This window comes from Pseudomonas sp. TH07, from assembly GCF_016651285.1.
GTDB lineage: Bacteria > Pseudomonadota > Gammaproteobacteria > Pseudomonadales > Pseudomonadaceae > Aquipseudomonas.
In genome coordinates this window covers 3,617,826-3,631,283 of sequence record NZ_JAEKED010000001.1, presented here as the reverse complement: position 1 = coordinate 3,631,283, position 13,458 = coordinate 3,617,826, and the positions used below count along the sequence as shown (strand labels likewise).

Sequence of the window (13,458 nt, the reverse complement as noted above, 5' to 3'; positions counted from 1 at the left end):
CATTGAGACTAGCTCAAGCCAGGATACTCAATAGAGGTTGGGCTCCATCTCAAGGTTCACTTTGAAACGCCGGGCAACGTCCTGCTGGATCTTTTGCGCCAACTGCAACAGTTGCAAACCGGTGGCCGCCCCGTAGTTGACCAGTACCAGCGACTGCAGGCGATGCACCCCGGCATCGGCCTCGCGAAAACCCTTCCAGCCTGCTTGCTCGATCAGCCAGCCAGCGGCCAGCTTCACCTGCCCATCGGCTTGTGGATAACCCACCAGCCCCGGGTATTCAAGCTTGATCTCGGCCGCCAGGGCCGCCGGAATCACCGGGTTTTTGAAGAAGCTGCCGGCATTGCCCAATACCGCAGGATCCGGCAGTTTTTCGCTGCGAATGCTGCAAATGGCCCTGCTGACATCGCTGGCGGTCGGCTGATCGATGCCCTGCTCGGTCAGGCGCTGGCGCACCGGGCCATATTCAAGGCGCAGATGGGCCACTCGCTGCAAGGTAAAACGCACGCGCAGAATCAGCCAGCGCCCGGCCTGGCGCTTGAACAGGCTGTCGCGGTAGGCAAACTCGCACTCGTCGATACTGAACTCGCGCAACTCGCCGGTCTGGCGATCGAGGGCGGTCAGGCCGGCGAACACATCCTTGATCTCCACACCATAGGCACCGATGTTCTGCATCGGCGCGGCGCCGACAGTGCCGGGGATCAGGCTCAGGTTTTCCAGACCGGACAGGCCCTGGCCCAAGGTCCACAACACAAACGGATGCCAGGCTTCACCGGCTTCGGCCTCAACCACGACCCGCTGGCCGTCGTCGCTCAGCAAACGCAGGCCACGGGTCGCCATGCGCAGCACCAGTGCCGGGATATCGGCGGTCAACAACAGGTTGCTGCCACCGCCGATCACCAGCAGCGGCAACTGGTGTTCGGCGCAGTAGGCCAGGGCCTCGCGCACGTCGGCATCGTTATGGGCCTCGGCGAACTGCTGCGCCTGCACATCGACGCCAAAGGTGTTGAACGGTTTGAGGGAAACCCGGGCCTGCACCTGCAAGGTCATAGGCGCCCCTTCAATTCGATCACCAGCCGGTCACAGGCCTGTTCAATCAGGTCCAGCACCTGCTCGAAACCCTGGTCGCCGTCGTAGTACGGGTCCGGCACCTCATCCACCGCGCCTTCGTAGCGGCGCAGGAACAAGTCCAGCTCAGCCTTGGCCCCCGCTGGCTGCAGGGCCTTGAGGTTGCGCAGGTTGCTCTGGTCCATGGCAAGGATCAGGTCATAGCGGGCGAAGTCTTCGCGGCGGGCCTGCTGGCCACGTTGCGCCGACAAATCGTAGCCCCGCGCCAGGGCCGCCCGCTGGCTGCGAGCATCTGGAGGCTTGCCGACGTGCCAGTCGCTGGTGCCGGCCGACGCCACTTCGACCTGCTCGGCCAGGCCCGCCTGAAGCAGCTTGTGGCGCAGCACGCCCTCGGCGGTTGGCGAGCGACAGATGTTGCCCAGGCAGACAAACAGAACCCGCATCAGGCCTCCAGCAGGCGACGAACGCGCTCAAGGTCTTCGGCGGTATCCACCCCCGGTGGCGGCGCTTGCAGCGCGTCGGCCACATGGATACGCACGCCGTGCCACAGGGCACGCAATTGTTCCAGGGATTCGGTGTTTTCCAGCCAACACGGGCCCCAGCTGACAAAGTCATGCAGGAAGCCGGCGCGGTAGGCATAGATGCCGATATGCCGCCGATACGGTACGCCTTCCGGCAACAGCCCGGGGTTCCTGGCGAAGGCATCACGGGCCCAGGGCAAGGTGGCGCGGCTGAAGGTCAGCGCCAGGCCATTGAGGTCGCTGACCACCTTGACCACGTTCGGGTTGAACAGGGTCTCGACGTCTTCGATCGGCTCGGCCAGGGTCGCCATGCGCGCCTCGGTGTGGGCGGCCAGGTTGGCGGCCACCTGATCAATCACCGCAGGCGGGATCAAGGGCTCGTCGCCCTGCACGTTGACCACGATGGCATCTGCCGCCAGACCCAGCTGGGCAGCCACTTCCGCCAGGCGGTCGGTGCCGGAGTTGTGGTCTTCACGGGTCAGCACGGCTTCGGCGCCAAAGGCCTGGCAGGCCTGGAGGATGCGCGCATCATCGGTCGCCACCACCACGCGCTCGGCGCTGCTTTTGCAGGCCTGTTCCCAGACATGCTGGATCATCGGCTTGCCGGCGATCAGGAGCAGCGGCTTGCCCGGCAAGCGGGTGGAGGCATAACGCGAGGGGATGACAACGGTAAAGGCGGTGGTCATTTATCCAGGCGCTCGTCGTTGCTGAGGGTACGGGCTTCGCTTTCCAGCATCACCGGAATGCCATCACGGATCGGGAAGGCCAGGCCGGCGCCCTTGCTGATCAGCTCGGTCTTGTCGGCGCTGAGTTTGAGCGGCCCCTTGCAGATCGGGCAGGCGAGGATATCGAGCAATTTGGTGTCCATGAGAATTCCCTGGATAACAGCGTTAAGGCAAAAGACGAGCAGGCAACAGGCGCATCAGTTGGGTATCGAACCAGGCCACGAAGGCCGGCGACGGCACCGCATCCACCGCCAGGTACCACCAGTCGGCCGCCGCAAAAGTGCGGCACTTCACCGCGTCCTTTTCGGTCATGACCACGGGCAGCGACGGCGTGAAACTCAAGGCCTGGGCACTGTATTCGGCGTGGTCGGCAAAAGCATGGGGGACGGGTCGCCAGTGTAGCGTTTCAAGGGTAGTGAAGAAACGTTGCGGGTTGCCGATACCCGCCACCGCATGCACCCCCTGGCCTGGCGCAAAATGCTCGAGCCCACGGCGCTCGCCAGTCAGCAGGTTGACCAGCGCCGTGGGCTCCAGGCGAAAGGCAAAGCCATCCTCGCGATCATCACCGGCGCCGTTATAAAGCACGGCATCGACGCTTTGCAGGCGTTCCACCGGTTCACGCAGGGGGCCGGCCGGCAGGCAGCGGCGATTGCCCAGGCCCCGGGCGGCGTCGATCAGCACCAGCTCCAGGTCACGGGCCATGCGGTAATGCTGCATGCCGTCGTCGGAAAGAATCAGGTCCAGAGGTTCGGCGGCGAGCAGCGCTTGCACGGCACGGCTGCGATCCGGATCAATCATCAACGGCACGCCGCTGCGCTGGACAATCAGCAACGGCTCGTCACCGGCGACCTGCGCACTTTGCTCGGGCGTGACGCACCAGGGCAGTTGTGGCGGCTTGGCGCCATACCCCCGGCTGACCACGCCAACCCGCAAACCGCTGCGCTGGCAGTGTTCAATCATCCACAAGATCAGCGGCGTCTTGCCGGTGCCGCCAACGGTGATATTGCCGACCACGATCAACGGCACCGGCGGCTGGTAGACAGCCCCCTCTCCCGCCAGAAAGCGCTCGCGCTTGCGCACCACCACCCGTCGATACAGCCATTCCAGGGGCTGCAGCAGCTTCAACGCGGGATGGCCGTTGTACCAGGCGGCGAGCAAGCGATCAGAAAGTGCCATCAGGGTGCCGGTGCCGCCTCGACGGTGGTCATGCGCAAATGGCTGAAACCGAGCTTGCCGGCGGCGTCCATGGCTGTAATGACCGCCTGGTGCTGGGTCTTGCCGTCCGCACTGATGGACAGCGGCATATTGGTGTCACCCCCCGATTCCTTCTGCAAGGCATCGATCAGGCCGGCCAGGTCGTTTTTCGGCAGCAATTGGTTGTTTACCGAAAACACCCCATCGGCACTGATGGCGATATCCAGTTGCTTGATCTGCTGGTCTTCAGCGGGCGAACCGCTGACGGCCTCGGGCAGGTCGACACGCAATTGGGTTTCGCGGGTGAACGTGGTGGTGACGACGAAAAACAGCAACAGGATAAACACCACGTCGATCAATGACGCGAGGTTGATATCGACGGTTTCCCGAGGTTTGCGGCGGAATTTCACGCTTTGCCCTCGACCATGTCGACGTCACGGTCGCCCTGTACCACTTCGACCAGCTTGATCGCTTCCTGCTCCATGCCCACGACCAGTTCATCGACCCGGCGTTGCAGGAAACGGTGGAAGAACACCGCAGGGATACCCACCATCAAACCGGCCGCGGTAGTAATCAGCGCCTTGGAGATACCACCCGCCAGCACCGCGGCGTTGGTGGTCATGCCCGAGCCCATGAACGAGCTGAAGATATCGATCATGCCCAGTACCGTCCCCAGCAACCCAAGCAATGGGGCCATGGCGGCGATGGTGCCGAGGGCGTTGAGGTAGCGCTCCAGTTCATGAATGACCCGGGCCGCTGCCTCTTCGATGCATTCCTTCATGATCTCGCGACCATGCTTGGAGTTGGCCAGGCCCGCCGCGAGGATTTCCCCCAGGGGCGAATCGGCACGCAGCTCCTTGAGCTTGTCTTTATTGAGTTGTTTGTCCTTGATCCAGCGCCATACCTGACCCAGCAAATGGGGCGGAGTGACACGGCTGGCGCGCAGGGTCCACAAACGCTCGGCGATGATGCCGACAGCGGCGATGGAACTCAGAATGATCGGCAACATCATCCAGCCGCCGGATTTGACCAATTCCCACACAGTGACAGCCCCCTCGAAAAAGTGCGCCACTCTAACATAGGGTCCGGGCGCACCGAAGACCGTGATGTCGCATCCTCCGACGCTTTAATAACTCACGGCTATTTAAGGAGATGCTGACGCCTGGCGCCAAAACCTGGGTTGCGCGCGCATCACCTGCGGCGCGCTGAAAGTGCCCAATTGCAGCCTCAGGGCGCCGTGGCGCGCGCTGTCGTACACCTCGCTTCCGAGCCGCCGATAACGCTCCAGCACCTCGGGGTGCGGGTGGCCAAAACTGTTGCCGTGGCCCCGGGAAATCAGCACCGCCTCCGGTGACAACTGCTGCAACAAGGCCATGGATGACGAACTGCGACTGCCATGGTGCGGCGCCTGCAACCAGTCGGTAGCGACCGCCAATGGCCCGGCGAGCAATCGGGCTTCGGACCAGGTGTCGATATCTCCCGTCAGCAACAGGCGCTCGCCATTGGCCTCGATTTGCAGCACACAGGAACGCTGGTTGCCGGTCGCCCCGTCGAGTGCCTGCCAGAGCCTGAAGTTCACCCCATTCCACTGCCAACCGCGTCCGCTTTCGCAAGGACCGGCCTGCAAGCCGGCGGGCAAGGCACCCGGCTCACCACTGACGACCTCAGCCACGGGCAAGCCGCGCTGAACCGCCAAGGCTCCGCCCGCGTGGTCGGCATCGGCATGACTGAGCAACAACAGATCCAGGCGTCGGATCGCCAGTTGCCCCAGGGCCGGCAGCACCACGCGTTCGCCCAAGTCGAAGTCGCCAAAGCGCGGGCCGGCGTCGTACAACATCGCGTGATCGCGGGTGCGCAGAATAACCGCCAGGCCCTGTCCGACATCCAGTTGCCAGACTTCGACCTGTCCTTCGGGCACCCGGTTGCCCGGCGGATACACCGCCAGCAGCAACATCGGCCAACCCAGCAGGCGCATCGGCAGGCCCTTGGGCAATAAAAGCAACAGTGCGCCCAAGGTGCTGATCACCCAGGCCCAGAACGGAATCAGCGGTGCGACCCAGGCCGGCCAGTAGCCGGCCACCAGTGCCAGGGCCGAGAACAAGCCGTCGAGCAATCCACCGGCCAACCACAGCAACCCTCCGCCCACAGGCGGCAGCGGCAGCAACAAGGTCCCGAGCAGGGCCGGCGGCAACACCACCAGGCTGACCCAGGGCACCGCCAGCAAGTTGGCCAAGGGGCCGCTGAGACTGATAGGCAGCCCCAACGCCAGCAACACGGGGCACAGGCCGATGGCAATCAGCCATTGGGCACGGGTCCAGGCCTGCCACCAGCGCCACGCCCCCAATCGCCCGCCAAAGGTGAAGATCAGCACCGCCACCGCGGCAAAAGACAACCAGAATCCCGGCTGCAGGCTGGCCAGCGGCTCCCACAACAACACCGCATTCAATGCCAGCAGCAGCGGCCACCAGGCCCCCAGATGGCGAAAGCGCAGGCGCCAGAGCAATACCAGGCCGACCATCACGCAAGCGCGCTGCACCGGCACATCGAACCCCGCCAACAGCCCGTAACCCAGCGCAGCGGCAAAAGCCAGCGCACAGGCCCACGGCAGCCAGGGCACGCGTCGCGGCCACAGCCCGTAGCGTGCCAGCCCTGCAACCGCGGCGTAGATCACCCCGGCCAGGAGGCTGATGTGCTGCCCGGAAATCACCATCAAGTGCACGGTGCCGGTGTCCTGCAGCACCCGCCAGTCCTCCCTCGTCAGACCTGATCCGTCGCCCAGTACCAGGGCCACCAGGCCGCCTTCGCGACCTTGGGCATCGACTTCCAGCAGACGCCGGCGCAGGTCATCACGCCAGGGCGCGCGGGCGGAGCGCAGTAACTGGCCGTCCTTGACCGTGCCGGTGGCACCGATGCGCTGGGCAAATAACCACGCCTCATAGTCAAAGCCTTGCACATTGAGCAGCCCCACCGGACGCTTGAGTTTGACCGCCAGCCGCCAGCGCTGGCCGGCATGAATCGGCGGCCCGCCATACCAGGCAAGGCGCAGACGCTGCGGCAAGCGCCCACGCCTGGAGCGGGCCTCTTCCAACTCAAAACGCACCACGCCGTCCACCTGCTGCGGCAAGCCGCTGACCCGCCCTTCAAGCCAGCGGGTCTGGCCGTCGAGCTCGAGCGACAGACGGTCATTCAACGCCCACTGCGCGCTGATGCAGGCCCAACTGAAGCCAAGCAGCCAAAAAGCCAGTGGATAACTGCGAAACGGCAACAGCATCAATGCCAGTAACGGCATCGGCCACAACAGCCAGCCAGGCGGCAACTGCGGCAGAAAACGCAGCGTCAGCAGCCCCGTAGCCAGCGCCAACATCCCTGTGCGCATAAGCCAGTCCTTGAGAATCCCCTCTCCTGGCTTAGCTCAGCGGCGGCCGCCACCGCTATATCATTTGTCACAAAGTCTGAATGGGCGCCTCGTAGAATCCGGGCATACTTGCCCCTCGAACCGACCGAGAAGCCTTATGCCCCGGCGCTTAATCAGACGTTACATGCCCGATCCGAGCAGCATCAGGGAACACAAGTCCTTACGCTTTCTAGGCACCCTGCTGCATGACCCGAACCTCTGGCACCTGAACCGGCACTCGGTGGCCCGAGCCATGGCCGTGGGTCTGTTCGCGGCCTTTATCCCGATACCGATGCAGATGCTGCTCGCCGCCGTGCTCGCGGTGACGGTGCGCGGCAATATGCCGATTGCAGTCAGCCTGGTGTGGCTGACCAACCCCATCACCATGCCTCCCGTGTTCTTCTGCACTTACCAGCTCGGCGCCTGGCTGATGAATGTACCGCCTCGCAGCTTGCCCGATGAGCTGACCTGGGAATGGATCAGCAGCCAGCTCTCGACCCTGTGGCAACCATTCCTGCTGGGTTCAGTGGTGGCCGGCGTGGTGCTTGGCGCCCTCGCCTATTGCCTGACGATGCTCTATTGGCGCTGGTGGGTGGCTCGACAATGGAAGCGCCGCAAGCGCAGCCGCTCCTGAAATGCAAAAAGGCCTCCACATGGGAGGCCTTTTTCATGCAACGGTCGTGGCCATGACGCCTACTGGCGCATGCCGCGCCCGCTGACCAGCAACCGCGCGCACCCGATGTACAGGACCACGGTCGCCACCAGCATAAAGGTGATGGCCACGCTGATCTTGATGTCCGAGACACCCAGGATGCCGTACCGGAAGGCATTGACCATGTGCAGCACCGGGTTAGCCAGGGACACGGTCTGCCAGAACGGCGGCAGCAGGGTAATGGAGTAGAACACCCCGCCCAGGTACGTCAGCGGCGTCAGAACGAAGGTCGGGATAATCGAGATATCGTCGAAGTTGCGCGCAAAAACGGCGTTGATAAAGCCCAGCAGGGAGAAGATCGTCGCCGTCAGCACCACCACCAGGATCGTCAGGCCCAAGTGATGCACCTGCAAATGGGTAAAGAACAGCGAGAGCAAGGTCACGATCACCCCGACCATCAACCCGCGCAGCACGCCGCCCAAGGTGTAGCCGATCAGAATGGTGTGCGGCGACACCGGCGATACCATCAGTTCCTCGATGGAGCGCTGAAACTTGCTGCCGAAGAAGCTCGACACCACGTTGCCGTAGGAGTTGGTGATCACCGACATCATGATCAGCCCCGGCACGATGTACTCCATATAGGTGAAACCACCCATATCGCCGATTTGCCGACCGATCAGATTGCCGAAGATCACGAAGTACAGAACCATGGTGATCGCCGGCGGCAGCAGGGTCTGGGGCCAGATCCGGGTAAACCGCCGCACCTCGCGGTAGACAATGGTGTTGAGCGCGACAAGGTTGGGCTGCAGCTCGGAACTCATACCGCCACCTTCGACAAGTTTTTCTCCACCAGGGACACGAACAACTCCTCAAGGCGATTGGTTTTATTACGCAGGCTCAGGACTTCGATGTTCTGCAATGCCAACTGCCCGAACAACGCAGTGATGCCCACGGCTTTGTCGACCTGCACTTCGAGGGTGTGGCTGTCGACCAGACGGTTCGGGTAACCGATCAGTTGCGGCGCCACCTGCATGTCGTTTTTCAGATCGAGCAGGAAGGTTTCCACATGCAGCTGACCTAGCAGGTTACGCATGCTGGTGTTCTCGACGATGGTGCCGTGGTCGATGATGCCGATGTTGCGGCACAGCTGTTCAGCCTCTTCCAGGTAATGGGTGGTGAGGATGATGGTGATGCCTTTCTGGTTCAGTTCGGTGAGGAAGGTCCACATCGAACGCCGCAGCTCGATGTCCACGCCAGCCGTCGGTTCGTCGAGAATCAACAGCCGCGGTTCGTGCACCAGGGCCCGGGCGATCATCAGGCGCCGCTTCATCCCACCGGACAGCGAGCGTGAGGGCACATCGCGCTTGTCCCACAGGCCAAGCTGGGTCAGGTACTGCTCGGCGCGCTCCTTGGCGATTTTCGCCGGGATGCCGTAGTAGCCCGCCTGGGTCACGACGATGTCGAAGGTCTTTTCGAACTGGTTGAAGTTGAATTCCTGCGGCACCACGCCAATGCAGCGCTTGAGCGCGGCCGGTTGACGATCCAGGTCGTGGCCGAAGATGTTCACCGTACCGCTGGTCTTGTTCACCAGGGTCGAGAGGATGCCGATGGTGGTGGATTTACCGGCGCCATTGGGGCCGAGCAAGGCAAAAAAGTCACCTTCGGCGACGTCCAGATCGATACCACTCAGGGCCTGGAAACCGTTGCCGTAGGTTTTGGTTAACTGCCGGATGGACAGAGCGGAACTCATATCGGATTCATGCACCAAGAAGGGGGAAAGAGAATAAATAAGGGCGCACCGTTGCAATTACAACGGCGTCGAACCCGGCAATGTTGCTTGGCGACGCCGCACAAGTACAGTCACGCGTAGTGATAGTCAGTATTAAGTCAACGCGGTCATGACCGCCAGGCGATACGCCGGACGCGCCTTCAAACGTTGATACCAGGCCTCTAGATTGGGCATCTGCGGCCGCTCGACGGGCATCTCGAACCAGGCATAAATAAAGCTGCCGAGGGGAATATCGCCGACACCGATTTCCTCGCCGGAGAGGTACGGATGCTGCGCCAGTGCCTGATCGACCACCTGCAACAGATCACCGCAAGTTTTCAGCGCAGCGTTGATCTTGACCCAGTCCTGCTCCGCCGCAGGAGTGCGCAACACGCCCCAGAACAGATGCCGGAACGGTTCGGCAAAGGTCGAGGTGGTCCAGTCCATCCACTTCTCGGCGCTGGCTCGGGCCTGGGGATCAGCGGGGTACCAGGACGAATCGGCGGCGTGGCGCGCGGCCAGGTAGCGCACGATGGTGTTGGATTCCCAGAGCACGAAACCGTCGTCCTCGATCAACGGAATCCGCCCGTTGGGATTCATCGCCCGGTATTCAGGAGTGTCCACCACACCAAAGGCGCCGCCGGCATCCAATGCCTGGTAGCTCAGCCCCAGCTCCTCGGCGCACCACAGTGCCTTCCTGACGTTCGATGAGTTTTTCCGACCCCAGATCTTCAGCATGACCGCTCCTAAATAGTGAGTGCGCAGCAGTCTACGCCGGATCAGCCGCGACTCAAATCACTCTGCATGTCCCCCAACAGCAGGGGTTGCTGCTCGCCAAACAGGTGGGGATAGCATTTTTCCAGGTGGGCAAAGAAGAAGGTCTCGGGCACATCGGGGAACTGGCCGTGGTCCACCAGATACTCCATCAGCGGCGCGCCCTGACGGTTGAACGGGTGGAACACGCTGTCGTGCACCCCGTCGAACTCCAGCGGCGCCACATCGAACAGGGTGCACAAACCTTCGTTGAAGGCAGGCGTGGCCTTGACCCAACGGCCTTCCAGGTACAGCTCGGTATAGCCGTGCATGGCAAACACATCGCTGCGCAGCAACTCCAGCAGGCGCGGAGTCGACAGATGATTACGCACGTCGGCCAGGCCGATCCGCGCCGGTATCGCGCACTGCCGGGCACAACCGGCAAGCAGGGTGGCCTTGGGCACGCAGTAGCTTTCGCCAACCTGCAACGCGTAGCTGCCGCACAGGGTCTGGGGATCGAGACTGAAGGTGTAGGGGTTGTAGCGCACCGCTTCGCGAACCGCGTAGTAGAGGCTTATCGCCTGCTGTCGAGGGTCACGACTGGAACCTCGATGAGTTTCGGCGAACTCCACCACCGCTGGGTGGTCACTATCGATGAAGCGGCTGGGGCTCAGGTACTGATGCATGAGGCTGGTCTCCGGCGCAAACCTGGAGTCTAACCAGGCATCCGGCCCAGAGATAACGACGTTTCGGCCAATTATCAGTGCCTGGCGCTGTGTGCTGCACCCCACTCAAGAACCCGCCTGACGTTGTCTGTCGGCTATTTCTTACCGATTCAAAGGTACCGCGCTGATCACCCGTTTTATCGGATGCCGACTAAGCTCTGAGGGTGATTTTGCCCCTGGTTTCACGGAGGATTAAATATGCTGTTGTTGTGGATACTGGTTCTGGTGGTCGGTATTGCCTATCTGGCACACCGGCGCATCGCCCCCCTGCCCGCCCTGGGTGTGGTCGCCGTTTACCTGTTGGCCATGGGCGCATTCAGCCACGCGCCAGGCTGGCTGCTGCTGATTTTCTGGGTGCTGCTGGCGGCCGTTGCCGCGCCGTTGCTGCTGCCTGACCTGCGGCGCAAGCATTTCAGCGCGCCGCTGTTCAATTGGTTTCAAAAAGTATTGCCACCGATGTCGCAGACCGAACGCGACGCCATCGATGCCGGCACCGTCTGGTGGGACGGCGAATTGTTCAGCGGGCGGCCGAATTGGGACACCCTGCTGGCCTACCCCAAAGCCCAGCTGAGCGAAGAGGAACAGGCCTTTATCGATGGCCCGACCGAAGAGCTCTGCGCCATGGTCAGCGATTGGCAGATCGGCCAATCCATGGACCTGCCGCCTGAAGCCTGGGACCACATCAAGCAACATGGCTTCTTTGCCCTGATCATTCCCAAGGAGTTCGGCGGCAAGGGCTTTTCCGCCTACGCCCACTCGCAAGTGGCGATGAAGCTGGCGACCCGCAGTGGCGACCTCGCCTCCACCGTGATGGTCCCCAACTCCCTCGGCCCGGCCGAATTGCTGCTGCACTACGGCACCGACGAGCAACGCAACCACTACCTGCCGCGGCTGGCCCGTGGCGACGATATTCCCTGCTTCGCCCTGACCGGCCCGTTGGCCGGCTCCGACGCCGGTGCGATGCCCGATACCGGGGTGATCTGCAAAGGACAATGGCAAGGCGAGGAAACCCTCGGCCTGCGTCTGAACTGGGAAAAGCGCTACATCACCCTCGGCCCGGTCGCCACGTTGCTTGGCCTGGCCTTCAAGGCCTATGACCCGGACCACCTGCTGGGCGACAAGGAAGACCTGGGCATCAGCCTGGCGTTGATCCCGACCGAAACCCCGGGTGTCGACATCGGCCGGCGCCACCTGCCCCTGGGCGCGGCGTTCATGAATGGCCCGAACTCGGGCAAGGATGTGTTCATCCCCCTCGAATTCCTGATCGGCGGCCAGGAAATGCTCGGCAAGGGCTGGATGATGCTGATGAACTGCCTGTCGGTCGGGCGCTCCATCTCCCTGCCGGCGGTGGGCACCGGCGCGGCCAAGTTCACCAGCCTGGTGACCGGCCAGTACGCCCAGGTGCGTGAGCAGTTCAACGTGCCCCTGGCCGCCTTTGAAGGTATTCAGGAAGCCCTGGCGCGCATCGGCGGCAACGCCTGGCTGATGGACAGCGCGCGCATGCTGACCGCCAATGCCGTCGACCTCGGGGAAAAACCCTCGGTGCTCTCGGCCATCCTCAAGTACCACCTGACCGAACGCGGCCGCGAATGCATCAGCCACGCCATGGATGTGCACGGCGGCAAGGGCATCATCATGGGCCCAAACAACTACCTGGGCCGCAGCTGGCAGGGCGCACCGATCTTCATCACCGTGGAAGGCGCGAATATCCTGTCGCGCAACCTGATGATCTTTGGCCAGGGAGCGATTCGCTGCCATCCGTTCGTGCTCAAGGAAATGGCCCTGGCCGGGCGTGAAGACAAGGATCAGGCGCTGCGCGAATTCGATGGCCTGCTGCTTGACCACATTGGGTTTGCGGTGAGCAACGCCGCCAGCACCCTGGTACTGAACCTCGGCTTCGGGCATCTCGAACAGGCCCCCGGCGACAAGCTCAGCCAGGGTTATTTCCGCGCCCTCAACCGGCAGGCGGCGGCGTTTGCCATGCTGGCCGACCTGAGCATGATGCTGCTGGGGGGCGAATTGAAGCGTCGTGAACGCCTCTCGGCGCGCCTGGGCGACGTGCTCAGCCATATGTACCTGGCCTCGGCGGCGCTCAAGCGATATCACGATCTCGACTCGCCGGAATACCTGCAGCCGCTGTTCGCCTGGGCCATGGAGGAAAGCCTGGGGCATTCCGAGCGCGCACTGGATGAACTGCTGAGCAACTTCCCGAGCCGGATTCTCGGCTGCCTGTTGCGAGTGGTGGTATTTCCCTTTGGCCGTCGTCACACCGGGCCTTCGGACACGCTGGACGCTGAAGTCGCGGCCATCCTGGGTCGGGCCAAAGGTGACCCGGCGCTGGAGGCGGTGCTTGCCGGCTGTTATCGCCCGCAATCGAGCGACGACCCGGTGGGTGCCCTGCAACACGCCTATGACTTGCTGGGCGCCAGCCATCCGCTGCAGAAAAAACTCCACGAGGCGCTCAAAAGCGGCCAGGTCAAACCTGCCGCGGGTGAACATGCCATCGACGCCGCGCTGCAAGCCGGCGTCCTGCAGCCTGGGGAAGCCCAGACCCTGCGTGACGCAGAAGCTGCGCGCCGCCGTGTGATTGATGTGGATGATTTCGCCAAGGAAGAGTTGACCTTGAGCGAGGGGAAAATCCGCTAGGCCAGATCGCCTCGC

14 protein-coding genes are annotated in these 13,458 nt (G+C 62.8%); 2 read left to right on the top strand and 12 right to left on the bottom strand.

Going from position 1 to position 13,458, the window contains the following annotated elements; genetic code table 11:
* Positions 1–27 precede the first annotated feature (27 nt).
* The 8 genes from murB to JFU57_RS16855 all read right to left on the bottom strand — a co-directional run bounded on the left by murB (position 28) and on the right by JFU57_RS16855 (position 6,881).
* Entirely contained in the window at positions 28–1,047 is a 1,020-nt protein-coding gene (gene murB, locus JFU57_RS16890; RefSeq protein WP_201130117.1) for a UDP-N-acetylmuramate dehydrogenase, read from the bottom strand.
* Positions 1,044–1,508 carry a low molecular weight protein-tyrosine-phosphatase gene (locus JFU57_RS16885; protein WP_201130108.1) on the bottom strand — a complete coding sequence of 155 codons (465 nt, stop codon included), beginning with the start codon at positions 1,506–1,508 and terminating at the stop codon, positions 1,044–1,046. The genes murB and JFU57_RS16885 overlap by 4 nt, the downstream gene beginning before the upstream one ends.
* Positions 1,508–2,272, bottom strand: a complete 765-nt coding sequence (kdsB, locus tag JFU57_RS16880) for a 3-deoxy-manno-octulosonate cytidylyltransferase (RefSeq protein WP_201130106.1) — start codon at positions 2,270–2,272, stop codon at positions 1,508–1,510. The genes JFU57_RS16885 and kdsB overlap by 1 nt, the downstream gene beginning before the upstream one ends.
* Positions 2,269–2,454, bottom strand: coding sequence for a Trm112 family protein (locus tag JFU57_RS16875; RefSeq protein WP_020300256.1), 186 nt, complete (start codon positions 2,452–2,454; stop codon positions 2,269–2,271). Before JFU57_RS16875 ends, kdsB begins: the two co-directional genes overlap by 4 nt.
* Positions 2,455–2,476: 22 nt before the next feature.
* Positions 2,477–3,487 carry a tetraacyldisaccharide 4'-kinase gene (gene lpxK, locus JFU57_RS16870; protein WP_201130104.1) on the bottom strand — a complete coding sequence of 337 codons (1,011 nt, stop codon included), beginning with the start codon at positions 3,485–3,487 and terminating at the stop codon, positions 2,477–2,479.
* Positions 3,487–3,915, bottom strand: coding sequence for an ExbD/TolR family protein (locus tag JFU57_RS16865; RefSeq protein WP_078471074.1), 429 nt, complete (start codon positions 3,913–3,915; stop codon positions 3,487–3,489). The genes lpxK and JFU57_RS16865 overlap by 1 nt, the downstream gene beginning before the upstream one ends.
* Positions 3,912–4,547, bottom strand: a complete 636-nt coding sequence (locus tag JFU57_RS16860) for a MotA/TolQ/ExbB proton channel family protein (RefSeq protein WP_020300253.1) — start codon at positions 4,545–4,547, stop codon at positions 3,912–3,914. Before JFU57_RS16860 ends, JFU57_RS16865 begins: the two co-directional genes overlap by 4 nt.
* A gap of 102 nt (positions 4,548–4,649) precedes the next feature.
* A complete protein-coding gene (locus tag JFU57_RS16855) occupies positions 4,650–6,881 on the bottom strand; it encodes a DNA internalization-related competence protein ComEC/Rec2 (protein ID WP_201130102.1) in 2,232 nt (743 codons plus the stop codon).
* Between the two features lie 136 nt (positions 6,882–7,017).
* Here JFU57_RS16855 and JFU57_RS16850 point away from each other — a divergent pair, with 136 nt between their 5' ends.
* On the top strand, positions 7,018–7,533 hold the full coding sequence (locus JFU57_RS16850) for a DUF2062 domain-containing protein (RefSeq protein ID WP_078471071.1): 516 nt from the start codon (positions 7,018–7,020) through the stop codon (positions 7,531–7,533).
* 59 nt (positions 7,534–7,592) lie between these two features.
* Here JFU57_RS16850 and JFU57_RS16845 read toward each other — a convergent pair whose 3' ends face one another.
* From JFU57_RS16845 to JFU57_RS16830, 4 genes are all read right to left on the bottom strand, one after another.
* Positions 7,593–8,372, bottom strand: coding sequence for an ABC transporter permease (locus tag JFU57_RS16845; protein ID WP_020300250.1), 780 nt, complete (start codon positions 8,370–8,372; stop codon positions 7,593–7,595).
* The gene (locus JFU57_RS16840) at positions 8,369–9,301 is read right to left on the bottom strand and encodes an ABC transporter ATP-binding protein (protein ID WP_020300249.1); all 933 of its coding nucleotides are present in this window, start codon (positions 9,299–9,301) and stop codon (positions 8,369–8,371) included. Before JFU57_RS16840 ends, JFU57_RS16845 begins: the two co-directional genes overlap by 4 nt.
* Positions 9,302–9,433: 132 nt before the next feature.
* Positions 9,434–10,057 (bottom strand): glutathione S-transferase family protein, encoded by a 624-nt coding sequence (locus JFU57_RS16835; protein ID WP_078471070.1) that lies wholly within the window; start codon positions 10,055–10,057, stop codon positions 9,434–9,436.
* Between the two features lie 41 nt (positions 10,058–10,098).
* Positions 10,099–10,758, bottom strand: coding sequence for a transglutaminase-like domain-containing protein (locus tag JFU57_RS16830; RefSeq protein WP_201130100.1), 660 nt, complete (start codon positions 10,756–10,758; stop codon positions 10,099–10,101).
* A 237-nt stretch (positions 10,759–10,995) separates the two neighbouring features.
* On the opposite strand from JFU57_RS16830, the gene JFU57_RS16825 reads away from it, so the two are divergent.
* Positions 10,996–13,443, top strand: a complete 2,448-nt coding sequence (locus JFU57_RS16825; RefSeq protein ID WP_201130098.1) for an acyl-CoA dehydrogenase — start codon at positions 10,996–10,998, stop codon at positions 13,441–13,443.
* Positions 13,444–13,458 lie beyond the last annotated feature (15 nt).

Excerpts from the sequence above, each read along its gene's own strand:
- JFU57_RS16850 (WP_078471071.1), top strand. The coding sequence starts at position 7,018 with ATGCCCCGGCGCTTAATCAGACGTTACATGCCCGATCCGAGCAGCATC.
- JFU57_RS16855 (WP_201130102.1), bottom strand. The coding sequence starts at position 6,881 with ATGCGCACAGGGATGTTGGCGCTGGCTACGGGGCTGCTGACGCTGCGT.
- JFU57_RS16840 (WP_020300249.1), bottom strand. The coding sequence starts at position 9,301 with ATGAGTTCCGCTCTGTCCATCCGGCAGTTAACCAAAACCTACGGCAAC.
- JFU57_RS16885 (WP_201130108.1), bottom strand. The coding sequence starts at position 1,508 with ATGCGGGTTCTGTTTGTCTGCCTGGGCAACATCTGTCGCTCGCCAACC.
- JFU57_RS16830 (WP_201130100.1), bottom strand. The coding sequence starts at position 10,758 with ATGCATCAGTACCTGAGCCCCAGCCGCTTCATCGATAGTGACCACCCA.
- JFU57_RS16825 (WP_201130098.1), top strand. The coding sequence starts at position 10,996 with ATGCTGTTGTTGTGGATACTGGTTCTGGTGGTCGGTATTGCCTATCTG.
- JFU57_RS16875 (WP_020300256.1), bottom strand. The coding sequence starts at position 2,454 with ATGGACACCAAATTGCTCGATATCCTCGCCTGCCCGATCTGCAAGGGG.
- lpxK (WP_201130104.1), bottom strand. The coding sequence starts at position 3,487 with ATGGCACTTTCTGATCGCTTGCTCGCCGCCTGGTACAACGGCCATCCC.
- murB (WP_201130117.1), bottom strand. The coding sequence starts at position 1,047 with ATGACCTTGCAGGTGCAGGCCCGGGTTTCCCTCAAACCGTTCAACACC.
- kdsB (WP_201130106.1), bottom strand. The coding sequence starts at position 2,272 with ATGACCACCGCCTTTACCGTTGTCATCCCCTCGCGTTATGCCTCCACC.
- JFU57_RS16845 (WP_020300250.1), bottom strand. The coding sequence starts at position 8,372 with ATGAGTTCCGAGCTGCAGCCCAACCTTGTCGCGCTCAACACCATTGTC.
- JFU57_RS16835 (WP_078471070.1), bottom strand. The coding sequence starts at position 10,057 with ATGCTGAAGATCTGGGGTCGGAAAAACTCATCGAACGTCAGGAAGGCA.